The 24,958-nt window shown below is 70.3% G+C and carries 20 protein-coding genes; 11 read left to right on the forward strand and 9 right to left on the reverse strand.

All coding sequences use genetic code 11. From position 1 onward, the window contains the following. The first annotated feature begins 76 nt into the window (after positions 1–76). Genes QPK32_RS02320 through QPK32_RS02330 form a run of 3 tightly spaced genes read left to right on the forward strand, consistent with a single transcriptional unit; the run spans position 77 to position 4,318 of the window. Positions 77–568 (forward strand): (2Fe-2S)-binding protein, encoded by a 492-nt coding sequence (locus QPK32_RS02320; protein ID WP_290411163.1) that lies wholly within the window; start codon positions 77–79, stop codon positions 566–568. Then, entirely contained in the window at positions 565–2,796 is a 2,232-nt protein-coding gene (locus QPK32_RS02325; RefSeq protein WP_290411164.1) for a molybdopterin cofactor-binding domain-containing protein, read from the forward strand. The genes QPK32_RS02320 and QPK32_RS02325 overlap by 4 nt, the downstream gene beginning before the upstream one ends. A 1-nt stretch (position 2,797) precedes the next feature. After that, the gene (locus QPK32_RS02330) at positions 2,798–4,318 is read left to right on the forward strand and encodes a tetratricopeptide repeat protein (RefSeq protein WP_290411165.1); all 1,521 of its coding nucleotides are present in this window, start codon (positions 2,798–2,800) and stop codon (positions 4,316–4,318) included. A gap of 41 nt (positions 4,319–4,359) precedes the next feature. Here the strand turns inward: QPK32_RS02330 and QPK32_RS02335 are convergent, their stop codons facing one another. Further along, the gene (locus QPK32_RS02335) at positions 4,360–4,965 is read right to left on the reverse strand and encodes an isochorismatase family protein (RefSeq protein ID WP_290411166.1); all 606 of its coding nucleotides are present in this window, start codon (positions 4,963–4,965) and stop codon (positions 4,360–4,362) included. A gap of 100 nt (positions 4,966–5,065) precedes the next feature. Further along, positions 5,066–5,428 (reverse strand): hypothetical protein, encoded by a 363-nt coding sequence (locus tag QPK32_RS02340; protein WP_290411167.1) that lies wholly within the window; start codon positions 5,426–5,428, stop codon positions 5,066–5,068. 184 nt (positions 5,429–5,612) lie between these two features. On the opposite strand from QPK32_RS02340, the gene QPK32_RS02345 reads away from it, so the two are divergent. Together QPK32_RS02345 and QPK32_RS02350 are read left to right on the forward strand one after the other, a co-directional pair. After that, positions 5,613–6,794 (forward strand): pyridoxal phosphate-dependent aminotransferase, encoded by a 1,182-nt coding sequence (locus tag QPK32_RS02345; protein ID WP_290411168.1) that lies wholly within the window; start codon positions 5,613–5,615, stop codon positions 6,792–6,794. Between the two features lie 57 nt (positions 6,795–6,851). Further along, positions 6,852–9,041 carry an ATP-binding protein gene (locus QPK32_RS02350; RefSeq protein ID WP_290411169.1) on the forward strand — a complete coding sequence of 730 codons (2,190 nt, stop codon included), beginning with the start codon at positions 6,852–6,854 and terminating at the stop codon, positions 9,039–9,041. A 3-nt stretch (positions 9,042–9,044) separates the two neighbouring features. Here QPK32_RS02350 and QPK32_RS02355 read toward each other — a convergent pair whose 3' ends face one another. Together QPK32_RS02355 and QPK32_RS02360 are read right to left on the reverse strand one after the other, a co-directional pair. Next, positions 9,045–9,518: a hypothetical protein gene (locus tag QPK32_RS02355; RefSeq protein ID WP_290411170.1), complete on the reverse strand. Its 474-nt coding sequence runs from the start codon at positions 9,516–9,518 to the stop codon at positions 9,045–9,047. A gap of 175 nt (positions 9,519–9,693) precedes the next feature. After that, entirely contained in the window at positions 9,694–10,947 is a 1,254-nt protein-coding gene (locus QPK32_RS02360; protein ID WP_290411171.1) for a PEP-CTERM sorting domain-containing protein, read from the reverse strand. A 214-nt stretch (positions 10,948–11,161) separates the two neighbouring features. On the opposite strand from QPK32_RS02360, the gene QPK32_RS02365 reads away from it, so the two are divergent. From QPK32_RS02365 to QPK32_RS02380, 4 genes are all read left to right on the forward strand, one after another. Continuing rightward, positions 11,162–12,934 carry an alkaline phosphatase gene (locus QPK32_RS02365; RefSeq protein ID WP_290411172.1) on the forward strand — a complete coding sequence of 591 codons (1,773 nt, stop codon included), beginning with the start codon at positions 11,162–11,164 and terminating at the stop codon, positions 12,932–12,934. 168 nt (positions 12,935–13,102) lie between these two features. After that, complete coding sequence (locus tag QPK32_RS02370; RefSeq protein WP_290411173.1) at positions 13,103–14,728, forward strand: Na+/H+ antiporter; 1,626 nt, start codon at positions 13,103–13,105, stop codon at positions 14,726–14,728. 102 nt (positions 14,729–14,830) lie between these two features. After that, complete coding sequence (locus QPK32_RS02375; protein WP_290411174.1) at positions 14,831–15,958, forward strand: DNA topoisomerase IB; 1,128 nt, start codon at positions 14,831–14,833, stop codon at positions 15,956–15,958. Between the two features lie 22 nt (positions 15,959–15,980). Beyond that, positions 15,981–17,024 (forward strand): L-dopachrome tautomerase-related protein, encoded by a 1,044-nt coding sequence (locus tag QPK32_RS02380; protein WP_290411175.1) that lies wholly within the window; start codon positions 15,981–15,983, stop codon positions 17,022–17,024. Between the two features lie 219 nt (positions 17,025–17,243). Here the strand turns inward: QPK32_RS02380 and QPK32_RS02385 are convergent, their stop codons facing one another. Genes QPK32_RS02385 through QPK32_RS02400 form a run of 4 tightly spaced genes read right to left on the reverse strand, consistent with a single transcriptional unit; the run spans position 17,244 to position 20,422 of the window. Next, the gene (locus QPK32_RS02385; RefSeq protein ID WP_290411176.1) at positions 17,244–18,062 is read right to left on the reverse strand and encodes an extracellular solute-binding protein; all 819 of its coding nucleotides are present in this window, start codon (positions 18,060–18,062) and stop codon (positions 17,244–17,246) included. Between the two features lie 19 nt (positions 18,063–18,081). Next, positions 18,082–18,768 (reverse strand): energy-coupling factor ABC transporter ATP-binding protein, encoded by a 687-nt coding sequence (locus QPK32_RS02390; RefSeq protein WP_290411177.1) that lies wholly within the window; start codon positions 18,766–18,768, stop codon positions 18,082–18,084. Then, the gene (locus QPK32_RS02395; protein ID WP_290411178.1) at positions 18,765–19,472 is read right to left on the reverse strand and encodes an ABC transporter permease; all 708 of its coding nucleotides are present in this window, start codon (positions 19,470–19,472) and stop codon (positions 18,765–18,767) included. Before QPK32_RS02395 ends, QPK32_RS02390 begins: the two co-directional genes overlap by 4 nt. Next, a complete protein-coding gene (locus tag QPK32_RS02400; RefSeq protein WP_290411179.1) occupies positions 19,472–20,422 on the reverse strand; it encodes a formate dehydrogenase accessory sulfurtransferase FdhD in 951 nt (316 codons plus the stop codon). Before QPK32_RS02400 ends, QPK32_RS02395 begins: the two co-directional genes overlap by 1 nt. Positions 20,423–20,636: 214 nt before the next feature. On the opposite strand from QPK32_RS02400, the gene QPK32_RS02405 reads away from it, so the two are divergent. Further along, entirely contained in the window at positions 20,637–21,764 is a 1,128-nt protein-coding gene (locus tag QPK32_RS02405; RefSeq protein ID WP_290411180.1) for an L-dopachrome tautomerase-related protein, read from the forward strand. Positions 21,765–21,966: 202 nt separating this feature from the next. Here the strand turns inward: QPK32_RS02405 and QPK32_RS02410 are convergent, their stop codons facing one another. Next, positions 21,967–22,503 carry a pyridoxamine 5'-phosphate oxidase family protein gene (locus QPK32_RS02410; protein ID WP_290411181.1) on the reverse strand — a complete coding sequence of 179 codons (537 nt, stop codon included), beginning with the start codon at positions 22,501–22,503 and terminating at the stop codon, positions 21,967–21,969. Between the two features lie 167 nt (positions 22,504–22,670). On the opposite strand from QPK32_RS02410, the gene QPK32_RS02415 reads away from it, so the two are divergent. Continuing rightward, positions 22,671–24,890 carry an ATP-binding protein gene (locus tag QPK32_RS02415; RefSeq protein WP_290411182.1) on the forward strand — a complete coding sequence of 740 codons (2,220 nt, stop codon included), beginning with the start codon at positions 22,671–22,673 and terminating at the stop codon, positions 24,888–24,890. Positions 24,891–24,958 lie beyond the last annotated feature (68 nt).

Here is a 24,958-nt window from a genome sequence, read left to right on the forward strand (position 1 = left end):
CGTATGCTCGGCAGCGTTGTTGGTTTACGATGTGCATCTTGATGATCCGGCACCACCATTATCCAAAAACGGGGACATGAGTAAATACACCTTGAACGTCAACGGACGAGCCCAGACCGTCGACGTCGAAGCGGACACGCCGCTGCTGTGGGCCTTGCGCGACACCCTGGGCCTGGTCGGCACCAAGTACGGCTGCGGCATGGGCGTGTGCGGCGCCTGCACGGTGCATGTGGACGGCCAGCCGGCGCGCTCCTGCCAGCTGCCCGTCGCCAGCGTGGGCAAGCGCAAGGTGACGACGATCGAGGGCCTCGATGCGCAGGCGCGCCATCCGCTGCAGCAGGCCTGGCAGGAACTCGACGTGCCGCAGTGCGGCTATTGCCAGGCGGGCCAGATCATGACGGCGTGCGCGCTCCTCAAGCAGCATCCGCGCCCCACGGACGCCCAGGTCGACGAGGCCATGGCCGGCAACCTGTGCCGCTGCGCGACCTACGTGCGCATCCGCGCCGGCATCCACCGCGCCGCGGAGATCGGTGCGACCGAGGCGGCCGCCGGAGGGAACAAGGCATGACGCGCGCCGCCACTTCCCCTGCCCGCCGCCGCTTCCTGGGCCAGTCGGCCGGCGCCCTGCTGCTCGCCATGCAAGGCGGCGCCATCTCCCTGGCCCGTGCGGCGGACCTGGAACAGGCGGGCGAATTCGCGCCGAACGCCTTCATCCGCATCGGCACGGACGGCCGCGTGACGCTCGTGTCCAAGCAGCCGGAGATCGGCCAGGGCATCAAGACCTCGCTGCCGATGGTGCTGGCCGAGGAACTCGACGTCGATTGGAAGGACGTGCGCGTGGTCCAGGGCGACCTCGACCCCGTCTACGGCCCGCAGGGCGCGGGCGGTTCGACGTCCACCCCGACCAATTACGAGAACTTCCGCAGGCTGGGCGCCACCGCGCGCACGATGCTGGTGCAGGCGGCGGCCCGCACCTGGGGCGTGCCGGCGTCCGAATGCCGCCCCGGCCAGGGCAGCGTGCTGCACGCGGCGAGCCGGCGCAAGCTCGGCTACGGCGCCCTGGCGAAAACGGCGGCCGCGCTGCCGGTACCGGACGCGAAGGACGTGGCGCTGAAGGACCCGTCGACCTATCGCCTGCTCGGCACGCGCGTCGGCGGCGTCGACAACGGCCTGGTCGTCGCGGGCAAGCCCCTGTTCGGCATCGACACGCGCCTGCCCGGCATGCTCTACGCCACCTATGTGAAATGCCCGGTGCTGGGCGGCCGTCCCGTCGGCGCCAACCTGGCGGCGATCAAGGCGATGCCCGGCGTGAAGGATGCGTTCGTTGTCGAAGGCACGGACAACCTGAACGGCCTGCGCCCGGGCGTGGCCATCGTCGCCAACTCGACCTGGAACGCGCTGCGCGCGCGCAAGAAGCTCGAGGTGACGTGGGACGAGGGCGACGGTGCGAAGCACAGCTGGGCGGGGTTCGAGGCCCAGGCGCAGGCGGCGTCCGGCGACCCGGGCCAGGCCGTGCAGCGCCGCGACGGCGACGTCGATGCCGCGCTGGCCGGCGCCGCGCGCACCGTGGAAGCGGCCTACAGCTATCCCTTCATCTCGCACGCCAGCATGGAGCCGCAGAACTGCACCGCGTGGTTCAAGCCGGAGTCCGGGGTGCTGGAACTGTGGGCGCCGACGCAGAATCCCGGTGCCGGACAGGCGCTGGTCGCGTCCACCTTCAACCTGCCGAAGGAAAGGATCGTCCTGCACATCACGCGCAGCGGCGGCGGCTTCGGGCGCCGGCTGTCGTCCGACTTCATCGTCGAGGCGGCCGCCATCGCGCAAAAGGTGAACGCGCCCGTCAAGCTGACCTGGACGCGCGAGGACGACCTGCAGCAGGACCACTTCCGCGCCGGCGGCTTCCACTTCCTGCGCGGCGGCGTCGACGAGCAGGGCAAGGTGGTGGCCTGGCACGACCATTTCGTCACCTTCGCCAACCGCGTCGAGAAGGAAAGCGGCAGCGTGCTGCAGCCGGGCAGCGGCGGCAACCTGTCCGGCGACGAGTTCCCGGGCCGCTGGGTGCCGAACTGCCTGATCGAGCAGACGCCGCTCGAATGCCGGATCCCGATGGGACCGTGGCGCGCGCCGGGCAGCAACGTGTTCGCCTGGGTGTTCCACAGCTTCATCGACGAGCTGGCGCATGCGGCCGGCCGCGACCCGGTCGCCTTCCGCCTCGATTTGCTGGGCGACAAGGACATGATGCCGGGCACCGGCGAGCGCGGCACGCCCTACAACGTGGCGCGCATGCGCGGCGTATTGAAGGCCGTGGCCGAGAAGTCGGGCTGGGGCGGGCGCCGCTTCCCGCGCGGGAAAGGCGCCGGCGTCGCCTTCCACTTCAGCCACCGCGGCTACGTCGCGCAAGTGGCCGAAGTCACCGTCACCAGGGACGGCAAGCTGACCGTGGACCGGGTCGTCGTCGTCGCCGACGTCGGCGCCCAGATCGTCAACCTGTCCGGCGCCGAGCACCAGATCGAGGGTTCCGTGATCGACGGCCTGTCGACGCTGATGCTGCCGGAACTGGACATCGAGAAGGGCCGCATCGTGCAGTCGAACTTCCACGACTACCAGCTGATGCGCATGCCGGACATCCCGACGAAGATCGAATCGCACTTCCTCAAGACCGATTATCCGGTCACGGGACTGGGCGAGCCGGCCTTCCCGCCACTGGCGCCGGCCGTCTGCAACGCCATCTTCGCCGCCACCGGCAAGCGCGTGCGCGAGCTGCCGCTGTCGAAGGCGGACCTGAGCTGGAGCTGACGTGGACGATCCGGGCGCCCTGCTGCGACAGGCCGTGCAGCTGCACCAGCAGGGCCGCCTGGACACGGCGGCCACGCTCTACCGCCGCGTGCTGGAGGCGGCGCCGCGCCAGTTCGACGCGCTGCACCTGCTGGGCGTGATCGAGCGCCAGCGCGGCAACCCGGCGCGTGGCGCGGAGCTGATCGGCGCGGCGCTACAGGTCGATCCGGACCAGGCCAGGGCCCACTGCAACCTGGGCGCCGCGCTGCAGGACCTGGACCGTCCCGTCGAGGCGCTGGCCAGCTACGACGCGGCGCTGCGCCTCGATCCGCGCTATGCGCTCGCCTGGAACAACCGCGGCAACGCGCTGCGCCGCCTGGGTCGCCACGGCGAGGCGCTGGACAGCTACGAGCGCGCGCTCGGCATCCAGGACGCCTATCCGGAAGCCTGGTGCCAGCGCGCCATGCTCCTCAACGACCTGGGCCGCCACGAGGAGGCGGCCGCCAGCGCCGAACGGGCCCTGGCGCTGCGGCGCGGCTACGCCGACGCCCTGCTCGCCCTCGGCAACGCGCTGCAGGGCATGGACCTGCCCGCCGACGCCGTCGCCGCCTACGACGCGGCCCTCGCCGCCGCGCCGCGCCAGGCCGACGCCTGGTGCGCGCGCGGCGCCGCCCTCAAGAAGTCCGGCGACCTGGCGGCGGCGCTGGACAGCTACGACCGGGCGCTCGCGTTGCGGCCGGATTACGCGCTGGCCGCCCACTACCGCGCCAATGCGCTGCGCGCCCTCGGCCGCATCGAGGACGCCAGGGCCGCCTACCGGCAGGCGCTGGCGCTGGGCGCGGACGCGAACGACATCGCCTTCGCCCTGGCCGCGCTGGGCGAAGGGGCGCTGCCGGAGGCGGCGCCGCCGGACTACGTGCGCGCACTGTTCGACGGCTATGCCGGCCATTTCGAGCGCCACCTGGTGGAGCAGCTCGGCTACCGCACCCCGGCCCTGCTCGAGGCGCTGCTGGCCAGGCATGGCGTGGCGCCCGGGGCCGGCGACGCCTGGCACGTGGCCGACCTGGGCTGCGGCACCGGCCTGTGCGCGCCCTTCCTGCGGCCGCTGGCGGCGCGGCTGACGGGCGTGGACCTGTCGCAGAAGATGCTGGACCGGGCCGCGCGGCTGGCGTCGTACGACGCGCTGGCCTGCGCCGAGATCGGCGCCTGGCTCGCCGGACAGGAAGACGGCTGCGACCTGCTGGTCGCGGCCGACGTGCTGGTCTATATCGGCGCGCTGGACACCCTGTTCGCGCGCGCGCATGCCGCGCTCAAGGCGGGCGGGCGGTTCGCGTTCTCGTGCGAGGCGCTCGAGGCGGCGGATGCGGCGGATGCGGCGCAGGGGTATGCGATCCAGGTGTCGAACCGGTTCGCGCACGCGCCGGCCTATGTGGAGCGCTGCGCGGCGCGGGCGGGGTTCGCCGTCGTCGAAGCGCGGCAGGCGGTGCTCAGGCGCGAGCACGGGGAGGATGTGCAGGGGTGGGTGGTATTGCTCGCACGGTGACTCCGGGGGCAATGGTGGGCATGTGGTGCCCACCATTGCGCCTATGCCACCGACAACGCCGTCATGCCCACTTCGCCCAGGCGCACCGGCACGGCCCCGCGCGCCACCATGCGGTCGAGCGCGCGCCGGCCATCGCCTTCCTGGACGTCCACGGCACGCATCGCCTCGGGCACGATGATCGTCGTGAACCCTTCTTCCAGCGCGTCGGTGACGGTGTTCAGCACGCAGTAGTCGGTCGCCAGGCCGCACACCGTCACGCGGTTCACGCTGCGCGCCCGCAGGCGCGCCGCCAGCGTGGTGCCGTTGAAGGCGGAATAGGCGTCGACGCCGGCCGTGTCGGCCTTCGAGATGATCACCGCGTCGTCGGGCAGCGCCAGTTCGGCGGAGAATTCCGCGCCCGGCGTGTTGGCCACGCAGTGCGGCGGCCAGGGGCCGCCCTGCTCGGCGAACGAGCAGTGGTTGGTCGGGTGCCAGTCGCGCGACGCGAAGATCGGCAGGCCCTGCTCGCGATACAGCTCGATCAGGTGGTTGATCGGAGCGATGACTTCATGGCCCGCGGCCACGCCGAGCGCCCCGCCCGGCAGGAAATCGACCTGCATGTCGATCACGAGCAAGGCATCGTCCTTGTCGAGGTGGATCGCACTCATTTTGTCTCCCATTGACACGGCACGGCGCCGCGGATGCGCCATTGTCGCGCAAACCGCCGCGCCGTGCCGGGATCGGCACGCCGGGCGTGCTCAGCCGCACTCAATGACGCGTCTGTGCCGCATTCGCCGCCGCCGCGCGCGCCGCCGGGTCCGGATCCAGCGCGCCCAGCCGGTCGAGGATGGCCGCCGCGCGCTCGGCCAGCGCCGGGTCGGGCACATTGACCGTCAGCTGGCAGTCGCGCACGGCGTCCTGGGCGACCGGTGCATAAGTATGGGTGTAGGCGGTCTTGCCCTTCACCTCGGGGGCATCGCCGGTGACGAAGTTGCCCTGCACGGGGCCGGTTTCGTCGATGCGCACGTCGATGGCGACGTCATCGGCCGCAATGCCGGCCTCCAGCAGCTCGGCACGCGCCTGCTCGGCGGCGGTCACGTGCATGAAGGTACGAACGATCGGGTTTTGCATGATGGCTCCTGCATGAATGCACTTGGACCCACCGTACCAGAAATGCATCGCGGATGGCGCCCGCCGTGCGCCGTCATGCTTATACAAATTATAAATTTACTTTTGTGACAAACACACGTAACGTGCGGCACGAAGTTTTTGCTTTAGTACAATCCTGCCCACCCTATTCCGCGAGCCTCAACCCATGCACACGTCAGCCCGGATCGCCTCTTCCCGCCCCCTCGCCACCACCGCCATGCACGGCCGCGTCGAAACGCTGCGCAGCGAAGGCCAGGACGTCATCGATTTTTCCATCGCCATCTCGCATTTCCCGGCGCCCGCGGCCGTGCTCGACGCCGTCGCGCATGCGCTGGAGCGCGAACGCACCATGCCCTACACGAGCGTGGTCGGCGCCCTCGACGTGCGCGAGCGCCTGGCCGCCAAGCTGCGCCGGGAAAACGGCATCGACGCCCGCGCCGGCGAGATCATCGTCACCAACGGCGCCAAGCAGGCGCTGTACGAGGCGCTGTACGCCATGACCGATCCGGGCGACACCGTGCTCGTATTCAAGCCGCACTGGCCCGCCTACGTCGCGACGGCGCAGCTGCTCGGGCTGCGCGTGGCGCTGGCCGACCTGCCGGACACCATCACGCCCGGGTTGCTGGACAGCCTGGGCACGCCGAAGGTCGTCATCATCAATAACCCGCACAATCCGACCGGCAAGGTGTACACTCGCCGGGAACTGGAATACGTACGCGACTGGGTGCAGCGCATCGGGGCCCGGGTGATCGTCGACGAAAGCTACGAACACCTGATCTTCGACGGCGAACACGCGAGCCTGGCCGCCTTGTGCGACTGGCGCGCCATCGGCGTGGTGACGATCTTCTCGGCGTCGCAGAGCCATGCGATGATGGGCTGGCGCGTCGGTTTCGCCGTGGCGCCGGCCGCCATCGTCGAGGCGATGCAGACGCTGCAGGGACCGATCACGGCGGCCGCCCCGCACCTGTCGCAGGTGGCCGCCGCGGCGGCCTTCGACAGCGGCGCCCCGGTCGCGATGATGGCGGACTACCGCATGCGGCGCGACCTGGCGGTGCAGGCGTTTTCCGGGGTGCCCTGGATGGCGATGCATGCCCCGGCGTCCGGACCGTACCTGTGGGGCGACGTGCGCGCGCTGACGCGGGACAGCGTCGGGCTGTGCGAGGCGCTGCTGGAAGAACGACGGGTCGCCGCGATGCCGGGCGATGCGCTCGGCGTGCCCGCCTTCATCCGCCTGGGCTATATCGCGGACGACGTGGCGACGCTGCGCGACGGCATCCGCAGGATCATCGAATTCGGCGACGCCGCGTTCGCGCGGCTGCCTGCGGGCGGGAAGCAAGCATATGAGTAGGAAGACATGATATTTGGGTTGAGCCGGTTCCGGCCGAACAGTCTCCGGAGCCGGCTGATGCTGCTGGTGGCGCTGGCCATCACGCCGCTGGCAGTCATGACGATCCTGTCCGGGATCCGCGAGCGCGAACACGCCATCAAGGCGTCCGAGGAAAACCTGCGCCGCCTGACGGGCATGGCGGCCGCCAACGAGGCCCAGTCGGTGGAGGGCGCGCGCCAGATCCTGGTCGACCTGTCCAGCGTGCCCGACCTGCTGGGCGACACGGCCAAGTGCACCTCGCTGCTGTCCGACGTCCTGGACCGCAACGAAGGCTTCGTCAACTTCGGCCTGATCCAGCTGAACGGCGACGTCACCTGCAGCGCCGTGCCGCTGCTGCATCCGGTGAACCTGGGCGACCGCAGCCACTTCCGCCGCGCCATCTCCGAACGCCGCTTCATCGCCGGCGACTACGTGTTCGGAAGGGTCATCAAGAAGCACACGATCAACCTGACCTACCCGGTGATCGACCGCAGCGGCAAGGTACTGGCCGTCGTGTTCGCGGCCATGGACCTGGAAGGCCTGGACACCTTCATCAACGACATCAACCTGCCGCCCGGCTCCGTGCTGGCCACGGCCGACGCGCGCGGCACCATCATCTCGCGCCGCCCCGATCCGGAACGCCACTTCGGCACGCGCCTGCCGCCCGCCACGCTGGAAGCGATGCGCACGGCCGGCCAGCGCGCCGTGACCATCCGCGGCGAGGACGGCGTCGAGCGCCTGCACACCTTCGCGCGCGTGGGCGCCCCGGCGCTGTCCGACTACACGGTGACGATCGGCATCCCGACCGAGACGATCCTGTCGGCCGCGCGCCGCGACCAGATCATGTCGCTGCTCGGCCTGGCCGCCACGACCATGCTCGCGCTGCTCGCGGCCTGGCTGGTGGGCGACGTGCTGATCGTGCAGCGCGTGCGCAAGCTGATGGGCACCGCCGAACGCATCGCCGCCGGCGACCTGGAGGCCCGGTCCGGCATCGCCTACGGCCGCGAGGAGATCGGCAACCTGGCGCAGGCGCTGGACCGCATGGCGGCCGCGCTGCAGAAGAAGGAGACGGCGCGCACGCTGGCCGAGCGCGAGCTGCGCGCGGCCGACCAGCGCAAGGACGAATTCCTGGCCATGCTGGCGCACGAGCTGCGCAACCCGCTGGCGCCGATCAGCACGGGCGCGCACCTGCTCAAGCTGCTGCATTCCGACAATGCGCAGATCAGCCAGACCTGCGCGATCATCGTGCGCCAGGTCGACCACATGACGAGCCTCGTCGACGACCTGCTCGACGTCTCGCGCGTCACCCGCGGCCTGGTCGCGCTGTCGACGCAGGTGCTGGAAGTGCGGCGCGTGGTCGACGACGCCGCCGAGCAGATCCGCCCGCTGATCGCGGCGCGACGGCACCGGGTGGCGATCGACCTGCCGCCGGATCCGGCCCACGTCAAGGGCGACCACAAGCGCCTGGTGCAGGTCTGCGCCAACCTGCTGAACAACGCGACCAAGTACACGCCGGAAGGCGGCACGATCCGGCTGCGCCTCGAGCCGGACGGCGGCGACTGGGTCTTGACGGTGGAGGACGACGGCATCGGCATGGAACCGGAACTGGTGGACCGCGTGTTCGAGCTGTTCACCCAGGCCGAACGCACGCCGGACCGCTCGCAGGGCGGCCTGGGCCTGGGCCTCGCGCTCGTCAAGAGCCTGGTCGAGCTGCACGGCGGCACCGTGCAGGCCGCGAGCGCGGGGCTGGGCAAGGGGTCCACCTTCACCGTGCGCCTGCCCCGCTTCGTCCAGGAAGTGGCGCCGGCGCCCGCCATCGACGGCGCCGCGCCGCCGGCCGGCGGCGTGGCCCCGTTGCGCCTGCTGCTGGTGGACGACAACGTCGACGCCGTGCACACGCTGCAGCTGTTCCTGCGCTCGGCCGGGCACCAGGTGGAAGTCGCGTATTGCGCCGCGGACGCCCTCGAACTGGCCAAGGTGCTGGTGCCGGACGTGTGCCTGCTCGACATCGGCCTGCCCGACTTCGACGGCAACGAGCTGGCGCGCCGCCTGCGCCAGCTGCCCCAGGCGGCGGGCGCGACGCTCGTCGCGATGACGGGCTACGGGCGCCAGCAGGACCGCGACGCGGCCATGGCCGCCGGCTTCGACCACTACCTCGTCAAGCCCGTCAACACGGGCCAGCTGGCCGACATCCTGGGCGCGGTGGCGGAAACGGGCGCCGGGCGCTAGGGATTACTCGCGGTTCGGCTGCGTGGCCAGCGCCACGATGGCGGCGCCGGCGGCCACGATCAACGCATCCTCGATCAAGCCGCTGCGGGTCTGGCCGATGCGCGCCATGGCCTGCTTGCGCACGGCCAGCGTGGCATAGGCCAGCGGCACGGCGGTCGCCACGGCGACGGCGGCTCCCTCCTTCTCGCTTCCGCGCGGCGCCAGCGCCGCCCCCGCGATGCCCGCGCTCATCACACGCGCCAGCAGGCCCAGGAACACGGTGCGGTCGGGCGCCGTCTTCATCTTGTCGCCGGCCAGTTCGCCGACGCCCATCGCCAGCGCGCCGTACTTGAAGACGGGGCGGTTCAGCAGAGCCAGGTGGCCCGTCGTGTCGCGCCCGGCCAGGCGCGCCGTGGCCAGCGTGGCCATCGGTGTCATCGAGCGCGCGCTGGCGACGGCGCCGATCAGGATCGAAGGAAGCAGGTCGCGCCATCCCATGGTCATCTCCTTGTCAGTGGTTGGATGCGTACCGCCGCAGCGGCTGAGTTGGCATCCAGCTTACGCGAGTCGGGGATATCGCACCGCACGCATCGTCATGCCCGGAAACGACACATCCCGGCGGCAGGGAAACCTGCGGCCGGGATGTCGGGGGCAAAGGAGCGTGGCGCCGGGTTCAGCCGCGGCGCCTGCGGCGCGCCGCCAGCAGGCCCACGAAGCCCAGACCGGCCAGCCACAGCGAGCCCGGCTCCGGCACCTCGTTGCCGTCGTCCTTGCCGCCGCCGGCGCTGGACGGCACCGGGATCGGCTGGGTCGGCTGCAGCACCTCGGGCAGGCCGCCGTCCGGCGCCTGGGGCGGCGTCTGCGGCGCGGGGATGACGGGGCCGGTGGACGGGTTGCCGCCGCCTTCTCCCGTGCCGCCGCCGCCGCTGCCGCTGCCGCTGCCGCCATTGTTGCCATCGCCGCTGCCGCCACCGCCGCTGCCGGCGTTGCCCGGATCGCCCGTCCCGCCGGACGATTCGCCCGTGGTGCCACCCGCGGTGCCACCCTGCCCCGGCGCCGCCGGCGCGGCGGCGCTGCCGCCGGCATCCGTGTCGCCGTTGCCCGAAGCTTGCGAGGCGGCGGCCAGCAGCAGGCCGCTGTTCGCGATGCGCATCATGTCGGCCAGGTCCGGCATATTGGGCAGGCCGATGCCGCCGCTGCCGCCGCGCGCCCGCTCCGGGCTGCCGTGCGCCAGGCCGGCGCCGTAGAAATCGTTCAGCGCGAAGGCGCGGCCGCCGCCGCCGACCAGGCCGTCGGCCGTGAACGACACGTTCTCGGCGCCGCCCTCGTCGGCATCGACGGCTTCCGCGCTGGCGGCATCGAGCTCGGCCTCGCTGGGCCCCTTCGCCTCGACCGGGAACATGGCGACGTCGGAGATGCGGTTGCCGCAGCGGCCGCGGATCTCGCTGCTGCCGTCGGTCAGCACGGTCTCGCCTGCGGCCAGCGTGTGCTTGCCGGCCGTCCAGTACACCTTGTCGCCCTTGCGGTAGGACACGTACACGGCGCGCGGCTTGGACACCGTCGCCACGCTGGCCTTGTCGACCTGGAACGAGGCATAGTGGTCGGCGACCACCCTGTCCATCTTCATCACGCGCACGACGTCGTCGCGGCCGGCGACGCCGCCCGGCACGATGGAATACGGATACACGCGCCGTACCGTCTTCGGCGCCGCCGGCGCGGCGGCCTGGGCGACCTGCGCCAACGTTCCGTTCGCCGGCACCTCGACGATGCCGGAGACGTCGCTCGGCATCCGCGGCGGAGCCGGGGTCCGGGTGACGAACAGCAGCGCCGCGCAGCCGGCGACACCCAGCATGGCCACGATGGCCAGGCGCCGCTGGAAGCGCTGGGACTTTCTGCTGCGTCGGATGTAGGCGGTGCGCAAAAGCATAAATAAACCTGAGTAGGACGTGTCCTACAGTTTAATGCTATTTCCGAACGTAAAACTGTCCTTTTGGAAATATTGGTTATCTTGCGTTGTAGAAATGCCGAAATTGATGACTTCCGGAAACCTTTTCATTTCCACATGGAAACTTCTAGTCTTGTCATTGCTCGGCAATAAACAATCGCTAGACTCGGCCCCGTTCACTTGACACGAGGGCAATATGGATCGACGTGGTTTTCTGCGCAGCGCAGCCTATTTCACCGTCGTCGGCGCCGGCGTCCCGCTGGCCGCCTGCGGCGGCTCGGACGGTACCCCGTCCGGCAGCTTCACCTTCCCGCTGGGCGTGGCCAGCGGCGACCCGAAGGAGACGAGCGCCGTGTTCTGGACGCGCTGCCTGCCCAAGAGCGGCAGCGGCGACGCCAACCTGCGCCTGGACGTGGCCAGCGACGCGGCGTTCGCGAACATCGTCGCGCTGGCCGAGCTGAAGGCAACCGCTACCTACGACCATACCGTGCGCGCGAAAGTGACGGGCCTGTCCCCCAACACGCGCTACTGGTACCGCTTCGTGGCCGGCACCGACGTCAGCGCCATCGGCCAGACGAAGACCGCGCCCGCCGCCGCCAGCGCGCCCACCCAGCTGCGCTTCGCCTGGATGACCTGCCAGGACTGGAGCATCAACCACTGGGCCGCGATGGAATTGATGGCGCAGGAAGACCTCGACTTCATCGTGCACCTGGGCGACTACATCTACGAGACCGTCGGCGCCGCCTTCCAGACCGGCGCGGCCGAACCGGCGCACGGCAAGATCACGCTGCCGAACGGCGTGGCCGCCGGCGGCGCCGTGTACGCCAACACGGTGGACGACTACCGCACGCTGTACCGCACCTACCGCGGCGACGCGCGCCTGCAGGAACTGCACCGCAAGTTCCCGATGGTGGTGATCTGGGACGACCACGAGTTCTCGGACGACTGCTGGCGCGACCACCAGACCTACACGAACGCCAACCTGCAGCAGACGGCGCGCCGGCGCGCCGCCAACCAGGCCTGGGCCGAATACATGCCGGTCGACTGGGGCGACGTCTCGTTCGACCTGAACAACGCGGCCTACGACAACATCCGCATCTACCGCGATTTCAAATTCGGCAACCTGCTGCACCTGGTGATGACGGACGAGCGCCTGTACCGCGACGACCACGTCGTCAGCGAAGCCGCCTACGCGCAGATGCTGCAGCACGATGCGGTGAACGGCAGCGATTCCGTCGGTTCGCGCTACTTCGTGCCGCAGCCCCTGCTGCTGCAATACGAACAGGCCGACACCGCCGCGCTGGGCCGCGCCCCGAGCATCCTGGGCGCGACCCAGGAGCAGTGGTGGAAGGACACCATGAAGAACGCGACGGCGACCTGGAAGGTGTGGGGCAACGAAGTCACGCTGAACCGCATGTGGGTGGACCTGCGCACCCAGGCCCCGGCGCCCTACAACCAGCTGTACGTCGTCAACGCCGACGGCTGGGACGGCTACCCGGCGCACCGCGCGGAACTGCTGGGCTGGCTCGGCAACCAGGGCATCAAGAACGTCGTCGCCATCACGGGCGACCTGCATGCCTTCCAGTGCGGCGTCATCTACGACAACAACGACCCGGCCAGCGGCAAGGCCGTGGCCGTCGACTTCGTCAGCGCCGGCATCAGCAGCTCCTCGTTCTACAAATACCTGAGCGCCGGTTCGGCCGGCACGCCGCTGGCCCCGCTGGTGGCAACGCCGCAGACCTTCGACGGCGTGCTGCGCGCCAACAACCCGGCATTCGCCTACGTCGACCACGACGCCCAGGGGTATTCGGTGGCCACCGTGACGCCGGCCTCGTTCAGCGTCGTGTTCAACAAGGTCAAGCCGCTCAATGCGGACGGCAGCAAGCCGTCCGCGCCGCTGGCCAAGAAGACGCGGATCGTGCTGCAGGCCGGGTCGACGGTGCCGACCGTCACCGACAACGTCAGCTGACCCGTCGCCCCTGCGCAGGCAGGGGCCCAATTGCTGCGTGCACTACGATTACGCGGGCAAGCTTGGGCCCCTGCCTTCGCAGGGGCGACGGCGTTCTGCTTTTCGGCAGGCCACACGCATCGTTCCATTCATTTATTATTCGTTTATACGTTAAATGAAAGGAAATGAATGGAGTCGATCGAGGTTGTCCTGGCCATGCTGCTCGCCGTCGTGGCGAGCGGGTGGCTGGGGAGGATGTTGCCGTTTGCCATACCGCTGCCGCTGATCCAGATCCTGCTGGGCGCCATCATCGAAGGGGTGTTCCAGCACGGCGTGACGCTCGACCCCGACATTTTCTTCCTGCTGTTCCTTCCTCCCCTGCTGTTCCTGGACGGCTGGCGCATTCCCAAGGTGGGCCTGTTCCGCGACAAGGGCACGATCCTCGAGCTCGCGCTGGGCCTCGTCGTCTTCACCGTGCTCGGCGCCGGCTTCCTGCTCGACTGGCTGATCCCGGAAATGCCGCTGGCCGTCGCCTTCGCGCTGGCCGCCATCGTGGCCCCCACCGATCCGGTCGCCGTGTCGGCGATCACGAGCCGCATTCCCGTGCCGCCGCGGCTGATGCACATCATCGAAGGCGAATCGCTGCTCAACGATGCCAGCGGCCTCGTCTGCTTCCGCTTCGCCGTGGCGGCCGCCATGACGGGCCATTTCTCGCTGGCCCAGGCCGGCACGACCTTCCTGTGGGTGGCGTTCGCCGGCATCGCGGCCGGCGTCGCCGTCACCTGGGCCATCGCCCGCGTCCATGCGATCCTGCTCAGCCGCTTCGGCGAGGACGAGGGCATGCCGATCCTGATCAATCTGCTGACGCCGTTCGGCGCCTATCTCGCGGCCGAGCACCTGGGCGGCTCCGGCATCCTGGCGGCGGTCGCGGCCGGCATCACGATGAGCTACGTGGAGCTGGGCGGCAGCGCCACGCCGACGACGCGCATCCGTCGCAACGTCGTCTGGGACACGCTGCAGTTCTCCCTGAACGGCGTGATGTTCGTGCTGCTGGGCGAGCAATTGCCCGACGCGGCCCGCGCCGCCCTGCATCCGAACGGCCCCACGCCCTATGGCGGCTGGTGGCTGGCCGGGGTGGCGCTGGCGTTCAGCCTGGCCCTGGTCCTGCTGCGCTTCGTCTGGGTCTGGATCTCGCTGCAGCTGACGCTGCTGAACCGGCGCCGCCTGGGCGAACAGGTCTACGCGCCGCGCATGCGCCTGATCCTGGCGACCTCGTTCGCCGGCGTGCGCGGCGCCCTGACGATGGCCGGCGTGCTGACGCTGCCGCTGGCGCTGCCCAACGGCGCGCCGTTCCCGGCGCGCCACCTGGCGATCTTCCTGGCCGGCGCCGTGATCGTCGTCTCGCTGGTGCTGGCCAGCATCATGCTGCCGCGCCTGCTGCGCGACCTGGAGCTGCCCGACGCGCCGCACGTCGACGACGAGGAGGAGCGCGCCCGCCACGCCGCCACGCTGGCCGCGGTGGCGGCGATCGAGAACGAGGCGAAGCAGTACGGCAGCGGCGCCGAAGGGATGCTGCAGGCGGACGCATCCGCCCATGTGCTGAGCCTGTACCGCCACCGCCTGCGCGAGACCCAGCCCGGCGACGGCCGGCCGGACATCCACGCGGCCGAGCAGACCGAGCGCGCCTACCGCCTGCTGGGCCTGCGCGCCGAGCGCGACACCATCCTGCGCCTGGCGCGGCGCAACGAGATCTCGGACGAAACGGCGCGCCACCTGGTGCGCGAGATCGACCTGGTCGAGGCGCGCTACCGCTGACCTTCCGGCGTCATGCCACGGGGCCGCCTACGTTAGCTCCCGAACGGTGCGCGCACGCCATCCGCGTAGACTCGTCCCAGACGCGTCAGAAACGGATGACCCATGAAGAGCGAAGAACGCGCACCGGCGGGCCCGGTGCCGAATACCGATCCCCCGGCCGCCGCCAAGGCGGCCGGCCTGCGCTACGTCCACGACGACCGTCCCGGCATCACGCGCAAGCCCGCCAAGGAAGGCTTCAGCTACCTGGACGCCCACGGCGTGCCGGTCGAGGACGAGGCGACACTCAAGCGCATCAAGGCGCTGGCGATCCCGCCCGCGTGGACCGGGGTCTGGATCTGTCCCCAGGCCAACGGCCACCTGCAGGCGACGGGGCGCGATGCGCGCGGCCGCAAGCAGTACCGCTACCACGCCAAGTGGCGCACCGTGCGCGACGAGGTGAAATACGAACGCATGATCAAGTTCGGCCAGGCCTTGCCCCTGATCCGCAAGGAAGTCGACCGCGCGCTGGCCCTGCCCGGCCTGCCGCGCGAGAAGGTGCTGGCGACCATCGTCTACCTGCTCGAGGCGACGATGATGCGCATCGGCAATGACGAATATGCGCGCGAGAACAAGTCCTATGGCTTGACGACGCTGCGCAACCGCCACGTGCACATCGACGGCAGCGAAGTGGAGTTCCGCTTCCGCGGCAAGAGCGGCGTGTACCACGACGTCAAGGTGCACGACCGGCGCCTGGCGAAGATCATCGCCCGTACCCGCGAGCTGCCCGGACAGGAGCTGTTCCAGTACCTTGACGAGCACGGCGAGCGCCATGCGGTGGGGTCCGCCGACGTCAACGACTGGCTGCGCACCGTCACCGGCGAGGAATACACGGCCAAGGATTTCCGTACCTGGTCCGGCACGGTGCTGGCCGCGATGGCGCTGCGCGAATTCGAGAGCTTCGATTCCGAGGCGCAGGCCAAGAAGAACATCGTGCGGGCCATCGAATCGGTGGCCGAGAAGCTCGGCAATACCCCCTCGGTGTGCCGCAAGTGCTACGTGCACCCGGCCGTGCTCGATTCCTACCTCGACGGCACCATGCTCGAGGGCCTGCGCGCCCGCGCCGAGGAATCCCTGGCCCAGGACCTGTCCGACCTGCAACCCGAGGAAGCGGCGGTGCTGGGCATGCTCCAGCACCGCCTGGCGCAGGAATCCGCCGCGGCCGGCGTGCACGTGACGCGCCGCGCCGCCTGACCAACCCATGAAAGGCAAGCCCATGACAGCATCGCGCAGCATCGCACTGGTGGCCGAGTTCGGCCACCAGGTGACCGGCATCTCGGTCTCGGAGGACAACCGCATCTTCGTCAACTTCCCACGCTGGACCGAGGACACCGAGGTCTCGGTGGCCGAACTGGTGGACGGCCAGCCACGGCCCTACCCGGACCTGGAATGGAATGCCTGGCGCAATGCGAAGAAGGACGAGATCACGCCGGACGACCATTTCGTGTGCGTGCAGAGCATCGTGGCCGACGGCCGCGGCAGCCTGTGGGTGCTGGACGCGGCCGCGCCGGCCCAGGCCCACATGGTCTCGGGCGGGCCGAAGCTGGTTCGCATCGCGCTGGCCACGAACAAGGTCAGCCAGGTGATCCCGTTCGACGAAAGCCTGGCCCCGCAGGGCTCCTACCTGAACGACGTGCGCTTCTCCCCGGACGGCAAGCACGCCTACATCACGGATTCCGGCGTCAAGGGCGCGCTGCTGGTGGTGGACATCGGCGCCTCCAAGGCCGTACGGGTGCTCGACGGCGACCCGTCCACGCAGATGAAGAAAGGCTTGAACGTGACGGCCGACGGCAAGGTGCTGCGCCGCCCGGACGGGCGCGGCGTGGAATTCTCGGCCGACGGCATCGAGCTGTCGAAGGACGGCCGGTACCTGTACTGGCAGGCGATCAAGGGCGAGGACCTGTACCGCATCCCCACCGAGGCGCTGCTGGGTGCCGGCATGCGCGGCGAGGACGTGTCGGGCCAGGTCGAGCCCTACGGCAAGAACGGGGTATGCGACGGCCTGCTGTTCGACCGCGGCACCGACGTCATGTACCTGACCTCGCCGCAGGACGATGCCATCAAGCGCCGCGACCTGGCGCAGGGTCCGGACGCGCCGGCCGAGCTGGTCGCGCACGACGCGCGGCTGCGCTGGCCCGACACCTTCAGCCAGGGCCCGGACGGCACCATCTACGTGACCACCTCGCACATCCAGGACTCGGCCTTCTTCAAGCCGGATGCGCCGCCGGCCCTGCCGACGCAGTTGTGGAAGCTGGTTTGAGCGGATAACTCCTGCGTTCCGGATTCGCAGGCCGGTGTAGGAAATATATATTCGCGAACAAGAAACACCGTCGTTCCCGCGACGGCGGGAACCCATACTGAGCAACCGAATTCCGTTTGTTAAACACGCCCCGGCATTCAAATGGGTCTGACTTCGGAGCTTCAGCATGGGTTCCCGCCTGCGCGGGAACGACGTGTGTCGATATGGCTCCCCAATATCTCACTTTGCCGAAGGAAAGAACAACTGCTCCCCGTCCGGCTTGAACGCCGCGATCTTCGCCTGCCCCTCGCGCGAGGTCATCCACGCGATCAGCTGCTTCGCGCCCCCGTAGTTGATGCCCTTGTGCTTGTCCGGATTGACCGCGATGATGCCGTAGGGATTGAACATGCGCTTGTCGCCCTCGACCAGGATCGCCAGGCCCGTCTTGGCCTTGTAGGCGCCATACGTCGCGCGGTCGGTCAGCGTGTAGGCGCCCAGCTCGGACGCCATGTTCAGCACCTCCCCCATGCCAAGCCCGGCCGACACGTAGTTGGCGCCGGCCGGCCTGGTGCCCGCCGCCTGCCAGTAACCCTTTTCCATCACGTCGGTGCCGGAATTGTCGCCGCGCGAGATGAACTTGACGTTGCCGGACGCGATCTTGCGGAAGGCGGCGATCACGTCGCGCTCCCCCTTGACCCTGGCCGGGTCGGCCGTCGGGCCGGCCACGACGAAGTCGTTGTACATCACGTCGCGGCGGTCGACGCCCCAGCCTTCGGCCACGAACTTGTCTTCCAGCTGGCGCGCATGCACGAGGGTGACGTCGACGTCGCCGTTCTTGCCCAGCTCCAGCGCCTTGCCGGTGCCGACCGAGATCACCTTGACCTTGATGCCCGTCTTCGCCTCGAAGGACGGCAGCAGATAGGCGAGCAGGCCCGAGTTCTCCGTGCTGGTGGTGGTCGACAGGCGCAATACCTTGCCGTCGCCGTCCTGCTGGGCGTGGGCGAAGGGCGCGGCGAGTGCGGCACTCAGGGCAAAGGCGAGGATGGAACGGCGTTGCATGGACATCTCCTGGTTGTGGTCAGCGGGTTTCGAGACGGCCGTCGCGCAGCTTGAGACGCTGCACGCCAGGCAGGTTGATGAGGTCGCGGTCGTGGCAGGCGACGACGACGCTGCTGCCTTGCTGGACCAGCGTCGGTATGAGTTCGATCACCTGTTCGCGCGCGGCGCCGTCCAGGTTGGCGGTCGGCTCGTCCAGCAGCAGCAGGCGCGGCTGCAGGATGCGGGCGCGCGCCAGCGCCACCCGCTGCTTTTCTCCTCCGGACAAGCGCGCCGGGTCCGTGCCCTGCAGGTGCGCGACACCCGCCCAGGCCATGGCTTCCTCGACCAGCGCCGCCTGCTGCGCCGCTGTCCCGCCCCGCAGGGCCAGGCCGTAGCCGACGTTGTGGGCGACGCTGCTCGAGAACAGCACCGGGTGCTGGTGCACGTAGACGATGGCCTGGCGCAGGGCGCGCGGATACGGATGGTGGCGCACCTCGCGGCCCTCGAAGCGCAGGCTGTCGATCTCGGCGCGCTCCAGTCCGCCCAGCACGCGCAGCAGCGTGCTCTTGCCGGCGCCGTTCATGCCGGTCAGCACATAGGCGGCGTGCGTGGCGATCTCCAGATGGTCGATGTCGAACAGCACACGCTCGCCATGGCGCTTGCGCAGGCCGCGCACGCCCAGCAGGGCCTTGCGGCGCTCGGCCGTCCCGGCGGCATCCGGCATCATTCGCGGCCCCGCGCCGCGTGGGCGTCGCCCTGCAGCACCATCAGCATGCCGTTCATCACGAGGGCCAGCGTCACCAGCACGATGCCCAGCGCGATGCCCTGGGCGAACTCGCCCTTGCTGGTTTCCAGCGCGATCGCCGTGGTCATGGTGCGCGTCTCGCCTTCGATGTTCCCGCCCACCATGAGCGCGCAGCCCACCTCCGAGATCACCCTGCCGAAGCCGGACAGCACGGCCGCCATCACGCCGAAGCGCGCTTCATGCAGCACGCGCACCATCACCTGCGCGCGCGAGGCGCCCAGCGTGACGGCCGTCTCGGCATAGCGCGGGTCGACGGCCTGCACGGCCGCCAGCGTGAACGCGACCAGCACGGGCAGCGCCACCACGCACTGCCCCAGCACGATGCCGGGCTGGGAAAACAGCCATTGCAGGTCGCCCAGCGGCCCGCGGCGCGACAGCAGCAGGTACAGCAGCAGGCCGATCAGCACGGTGGGCAGCGACAGCGCCGCCTGCGCCAGCCAGATCACGATGCGGCGCCCGCGGAAGCGGTACATCGCCACCGCGTAGCCGAGCAGCACCGCGGGCGGCGCGGCCAGCAGCAGGCCGGCAAGGCTGGTGGCGAGCGAGACCTGGATGATGCGCCACAGGCCGGGGTCGCCCGTGAACAGCAGCGCGAAGGCGCGCGCGATGGCGTCGGCCAGGGACATCAGGGCGCGCGCTGGGCGGCCGGGGCGGCCGGGGCCGCCGAGGCGGCGCGGGCCGCATATTCCGCATCGACGGCGGCCAGCAGCTCCGGTTCGAACACCAGCCGCTCGGCCCCGGAGAGCAGCAGGAAATGGCGGCCGCTGCAGCGCGCCAGCAGCGACATGCCGAGCTGCCCGGCCACCCGGTGCCCCATCTGCGTGGTGCCGGAGCGCGACAGCAGGAAGGGAATCCCCATCTGCGCGCCCTTGATCACCATCTCGGACGTCAGCCGTCCCGTCGTATAGAACACCTTGTCGGCGCCGCTCATCCCTTCCAGCCACATCAGGCCGGCGATCGCGTCGACGGCATTGTGGCGGCCGACGTCTTCCACGAACCACAGCAGCTCGCCGTCGGCATCGAACAGCGCGCAGCCGTGCACGGAGCCGGCCTGCTTGTACACCGACTGCTGGCTGCGGATCGCCTCGACGATCCGGTACACCACCGACTGGCGCAGGCGCGCGTCCGGCGGCAGCACGATGCGGTCGACCTCGTCCATCAGTCCGCCGAACACGGAACCCTGGCCGCAGCCGGTCGTGACCACTTTCCTGGCGGTCCGCTCCTCGACGTCGCGGATGCCGTCCCGGGTGACGACGGCCACCGCGTCGACGGACCAGTCGACCTGGACCGACACCACCTCGTCGAGCGAACGCACCAGGCGCTGGTTGCGCAGCCAGCCCAGCGTCAGCGCTTCGGGCGCGCCGCCCAGGGTCATCAGGGTGACCAGTTCGCGCTTGTCCACGTACACGGTGAGCGGACGCTCGGCCGGGATGTCCAGCGTCGTACGACGGCCGCGCTCGTCGACCGATACGACCTCGTGGGTCAGCACGGCGCTGGCGCGGGAGAGCTGCGGACGCCAGCCCGATACGGCATGCGCCGAGGACGTCATGACAGAAGGCAAGTCGATGCGGTTCATGCTTGTCATTGTGCCACGGCCACGGCAAATGGCGCACTCCCCTGCCTTTCGGGTGGACGGGCCCGCCACGCGGCGCGCCATCCGCGCTCGGAATCGTTCCCGGCGTGTCGTCAAAGTCCCAGCGCAGAACCGGCGTGCTCCTAGGCCGATCGCGCGGGCGCCATGCCAGAATCGGTCTTCCCTGCGGCCGCGCCGCATTCAACGGGAGGCAGACATGAGGTTCGCACACAAGCTGGCCGCCTGCATCGTCGCGATTGCAGCCACGGCCGCCGCCGCGGCCGGCGGCTGGAACGGCAATACGGTACGCCTCGAACAGGTGGCCGCCTTCGGGCACCAGGTCACCGGCGTCGCCGTCGGCGAGCGAGGGCGCATCTTCGTCAACTTTCCGCGCTGGACCGAGGATGCGCCCGTCTCGGTCGCCGAAGTGCTGCCGGGAGGCGTCTTGCGCCCCTACCCCGACGGCGCCTGGAATGCCTGGCGCAACGTGCGCCGCGACGAGCTCGATCCGGCCGATCACTGGGTCTGCGTGCAGAGCGTGGTGGCGGACGGCCGCGGCAGCCTGTGGGTACTCGACCCGGCCGCCCCGGCGATGATGGGCCCGGTGCCGGGCGGACCCAAGCTGGTGCGCATCGACCTGGCCAGCAACCGGGTCGTCCAGGCGATCCGCTTCGGCCAGGACGTCGCCATTCCCGGTTCCTACCTGAACGACGTGCGCTTCTCGCCCGACGGCCGCCTGGCCTTCCTCACCGATTCCGGCCAGCGCGGCGCCCTGGTCGTGGTCGACCTCGCTTCGGGCGCCGCGCGGCGCGTGCTGGACGGCCATCCGTCGACACAGCCCGAACGGGGCGTCACCGTCGAGACGGACGGCCGCACGCTGCGCTACCCGGACGGCCGCGACGTGCGCATCGCCGCCGACAGCATCGCCTTGTCCGGCGACGGCGCCTGGCTGTACTGGAAGCCGCTCACGGGCACGACGCTGTACCGCATCCCCTCCGCCGTGCTGGCCACGCGCGGCCTGGCGGGGCAGGACGTCGCCGCCGCGGTGCAGCCCTACGGCCAGGTCGGGCCGACCGACGGTTTCTGGATCGGGCGCGGCAGCGACACGCTGTACGTGACATCGATCGAGGACAATGCCGTGAAGGCGCGCGACCTGGGCCAGGGCGCGACGGGCGGCCTGCGGCTCGTCGCCCGCGACCCGCGCCTGCGCTGGCCGGACAGCTTCGCCCAGGGACCGGACGGGGCGCTGTACGTCACGTCCTCGCGCATCCAGGATTCCGCCTGGTTCCGGCGCGACGCGCCGCTGGCGCTGCCCACCCAGTTGTGGAGGCTGGCCCCGCGCTGAGCAGGCTGGCGCGCTGCGGGCGCTGCGTCTCGTCGCGTCTCGTTGCGTCCATCCTTGCCGCAGCCGGCGGCCACGGCCCAAAGGGGCCGGCCGGCACGCCACCCGTGCCGGACAAGTCGATATCCGCTGCACCGGCGCACGGCGCGATGCCGGCGCCCGCCTTGGCCGCCGGCAGGTGGTCCTCCCCCCTTCTCCTTCCGGATCAGAAGGTCAGGCGCCCCTCGATCGAATCGTCGAGCGTCTTGCCGATCAGCGCGCCGACGGCGACCTTGGCGCCGGCCACCACGCTGCCGTGCTTGTTGTCCCAGTAGTAGCCGGTCCGGGGCGTGAAGCGGATCACGGTGATGCGCGGGTCGTCCTCGCCTTCGGTGAACCAGGTCTTGAGCAGCGGATTCCACAGTTCGTGGATCATGGTGCGGTCCTGCATGACCTCGGCCCGTCCTTCCAGTTCCAGGAAACCGGCGTGGTGGCCGACCTGGAAATAGAGTTTCGCGGCGGGATTCGCGGCCAGCTCGTGGTTCTTGTGGCTGTCGCTGGCGGACAGGAACCACAGGTTGCCGGCGTCGTCGGCCTTGCGCACGCTCATCGGGCGCACGCCGTCGGTCGATCCGGTGGCGCCGGTGGTGCAGAAGAAGCAGGATTCGGCCTCGTCGGCCATGTCCTTGACGCGCTTGGCGGCGTCGATGCCGGCCAGGTCGCGGCGATTCTGTTCGGGTTGGTTGCGGTTGATCGAATCCATGATGGGCTCCAAAATGAATAGGTAAGCCGACTGTACGCGAACCGGCTTGCCCGGTATGTGCGCGCCTGAACCGATGGCGCCATCGGACGGCCATTGGGACGGCCATCAGGACGGCCGATAAGCGCGGCCGCTTGACCTATAATTACATCTTTTATTCCGGGAAACACATGCGCGCATCCAGCGGGCCCACCCTCTCCCTGCGCCACCTGCTGATCCTGCTCACGGCGATCGGCCTGCTGCCGCTGGCGGCCCTCGGGGTGTGGAACCTGCATGCCGCCTCGGAATACCGCCAGCGCGAACAGCAGCGCTCGATGCTCGACCTGGCGCGCGCCCTGTCCAGCGCCGTCGACGCGGAGCTCGACGGCACCGTCGCCACCCTCAGCAGCATGGCCCGCAGCCCCGCGCTCGCGGCGGGCAATATCCGCGATTTCTACGCGATCGCCGTCCAGCAGGCGCGCTCCCAGAACGAATGGTTGTCCGTGATCCTGTCCGATGCGGACGGCAATATGCTGTTCCGCACGAATGCCCCGTTCGGCGCGGCGCCGGCGCCCATCGCCGACCCGGCCAGCCTGCAGCAGGTGCTGGCGCTGCGCCGGCCCGTGGTCGGCCACATCGCGCGCGGCAAGAGCGGCAAATTCGCTGTGCCGGTGCGCATTCCCGTCAGCGACGGCGCCGGCCGCCTGTACGCGCTGACCGCCGTCGTGCGTCCCGACCGCATCGAGCGCGTCATCGCGCGCCAGCGCGCGCCGGCCGGTTCCGTGCTCGGCGTGATGGACGCGACGGGGTCGCTGGTCGCGCGCTCGCGCCCCACCGTCCTCGGCGGTCCGCCCAGCCCGACGCTGGTGCGGCTGATGCGCACCGGCGGGCCCGAGAACGTCGGCGTCACCACCACCCTCGAAGGCGACGACGTCGTCACCGCCTACACCCGCCTGTCGCACTATGGCTGGACCGTGGCCGTCGGCGCCCCGCCGGCGCCCCTGCGCGCGGACCTGGTAAGCGGCTTCATGAGCGGCTCCGTGAGCGGCTTCGCGCTGTACGGCGCCGCCATCGTGCTGTCGCTGGCCGTGTGCATCGGCCTGGCCTCGTGGCTGGCGGCGCGCATCGTGCGCGGCATCGAGCGCCTGGAACGGGGCGCCGCCGCCCTCGGCGCCGGTGCCCCGGTCGCCATCGCCCCGTCGCGCATCCGCGAGATGCAGCGCATCGGCCAGGCGCTGGAAGCGACGGCGCGCCAGCGCAGCGCCCACGAGGACGAGCGCTCGCGCCTGCTGGTATCGCTCAAGGAGGCGCTGGAACGCCAGGAGGAGGCGCTGGGCGAGGCCAGGAACGCCGGCCGCGCCAAGGACGAGTTCCTGGCCGTGCTGGGCCACGAGCTGCGCAACCCCTTGAGCCCCATCGTCGCCTCGCTCGACCTGATGGACATGCGCGACGAGCCGGCCGGACGGCGCGAACGCACGATCATGCGGCGCCAGGTCAGCCATTTGAAGCGCCTGGTCGACGATTTGCTGGACGTCTCGCGCATCGCCTCGGGCAAGCTGCAGGTGGACCTGCGCCCGCTCGACCTGGCCGAACTGGCGCGCCAGACCGTGGCCGCCCTGCCCGACCAGCCGATCGCGCTGCGGGCGCCGGCCACGCTGTGGGTCGACGGCGACGAGAGCCGCCTGGCCCAGGTGCTGAACAACCTGCTGTCGAACGCGGCGCGCTTCGGCAGCACCGCCACGCGCGTCACGCTGGAGGCGCTGGACGGCAGCGCCCACCTGCGCGTGGAGGACAACGGCGTGGGCATGGAGCCGGAGCTGCCGGCGCGCGTGTTCGAACCGTTCTACCAGGCGCCGCAGCCGCTGGCGCGCCGCACGGGCGGACTGGGACTGGGCCTGGCGATCGTGCGCCGCATCGTCGAGCTGCACGGCGGCGGCGTCGCCGCCCGCAGCGCCGGCCCGGGACGCGGCAGCTGCTTCGAGGTGGTGCTGCCGCTGGCCGCCGCGCCGGCCGCGCCCGCGGCGCCCGCACGCGCGCCGGACTGCCGCCGCCTGCGCGTGCTGCTGGTCGACGACAACGAGGATGCGGCCGCCACCGCCGCCGCCCTCCTGGCCCAGCTGGGCCACGACGTGCGCACGGCGTACACGGCCGGCCAGGCCCTGGCCGCGGCCCGCGAATTCCACCCCGAGGTGGCGATCCTCGACATCGGCCTGCCCGACATGGACGGCTACGGCCTGGCCGCGATCCTGCGCCGCACGGGCGCGCCCGGCCTGCGCCTGGTGGCGCTGACGGGGTATGGACAGAAGACGGACGTGGAACGGGCGCGCGCGGCGGGGTTCGACCTGCACCTCACCAAGCCGGCGGGGCTGGAGGATCTGCAGCGGGCGCTACAGACGACTGCGGCCATCTGACCGTCGTCCCCGCGAAGGCGGGGACCCCATGTTGCTTGCACAGCCGCGACACGTGCGGAAATTGGGTC

It is taken from the genome of Massilia sp. YIM B02763 (genome assembly GCF_030412015.1).
Classification (GTDB): Bacteria; Pseudomonadota; Gammaproteobacteria; order Burkholderiales; family Burkholderiaceae_D; genus Telluria.

Coding starts and splice junctions, on each gene's coding strand:
- QPK32_RS02320 (WP_290411163.1), top strand. CDS start 77: ATGAGTAAATACACCTTGAACGTCAACGGACGAGCCCAGACCGTCGAC.
- QPK32_RS02325 (WP_290411164.1), top strand. CDS start 565: ATGACGCGCGCCGCCACTTCCCCTGCCCGCCGCCGCTTCCTGGGCCAG.
- QPK32_RS02335 (WP_290411166.1), bottom strand. CDS start 4,965: ATGAGTGCGATCCACCTCGACAAGGACGATGCCTTGCTCGTGATCGAC.
- QPK32_RS02340 (WP_290411167.1), bottom strand. CDS start 5,428: ATGCAAAACCCGATCGTTCGTACCTTCATGCACGTGACCGCCGCCGAG.
- QPK32_RS02345 (WP_290411168.1), top strand. CDS start 5,613: ATGCACACGTCAGCCCGGATCGCCTCTTCCCGCCCCCTCGCCACCACC.
- QPK32_RS02350 (WP_290411169.1), top strand. CDS start 6,852: ATGCTGCTGGTGGCGCTGGCCATCACGCCGCTGGCAGTCATGACGATC.
- QPK32_RS02355 (WP_290411170.1), bottom strand. CDS start 9,518: ATGGGATGGCGCGACCTGCTTCCTTCGATCCTGATCGGCGCCGTCGCC.
- QPK32_RS02360 (WP_290411171.1), bottom strand. CDS start 10,947: ATGCTTTTGCGCACCGCCTACATCCGACGCAGCAGAAAGTCCCAGCGC.
- QPK32_RS02365 (WP_290411172.1), top strand. CDS start 11,162: ATGGATCGACGTGGTTTTCTGCGCAGCGCAGCCTATTTCACCGTCGTC.
- QPK32_RS02370 (WP_290411173.1), top strand. CDS start 13,103: ATGGAGTCGATCGAGGTTGTCCTGGCCATGCTGCTCGCCGTCGTGGCG.
- QPK32_RS02375 (WP_290411174.1), top strand. CDS start 14,831: ATGAAGAGCGAAGAACGCGCACCGGCGGGCCCGGTGCCGAATACCGAT.
- QPK32_RS02380 (WP_290411175.1), top strand. CDS start 15,981: ATGACAGCATCGCGCAGCATCGCACTGGTGGCCGAGTTCGGCCACCAG.
- QPK32_RS02385 (WP_290411176.1), bottom strand. CDS start 18,062: ATGCAACGCCGTTCCATCCTCGCCTTTGCCCTGAGTGCCGCACTCGCC.
- QPK32_RS02390 (WP_290411177.1), bottom strand. CDS start 18,768: ATGATGCCGGATGCCGCCGGGACGGCCGAGCGCCGCAAGGCCCTGCTG.
- QPK32_RS02395 (WP_290411178.1), bottom strand. CDS start 19,472: ATGTCCCTGGCCGACGCCATCGCGCGCGCCTTCGCGCTGCTGTTCACG.
- QPK32_RS02400 (WP_290411179.1), bottom strand. CDS start 20,422: ATGAACCGCATCGACTTGCCTTCTGTCATGACGTCCTCGGCGCATGCC.
- QPK32_RS02405 (WP_290411180.1), top strand. CDS start 20,637: ATGAGGTTCGCACACAAGCTGGCCGCCTGCATCGTCGCGATTGCAGCC.
- QPK32_RS02410 (WP_290411181.1), bottom strand. CDS start 22,503: ATGGATTCGATCAACCGCAACCAACCCGAACAGAATCGCCGCGACCTG.
- QPK32_RS02415 (WP_290411182.1), top strand. CDS start 22,671: ATGCGCGCATCCAGCGGGCCCACCCTCTCCCTGCGCCACCTGCTGATC.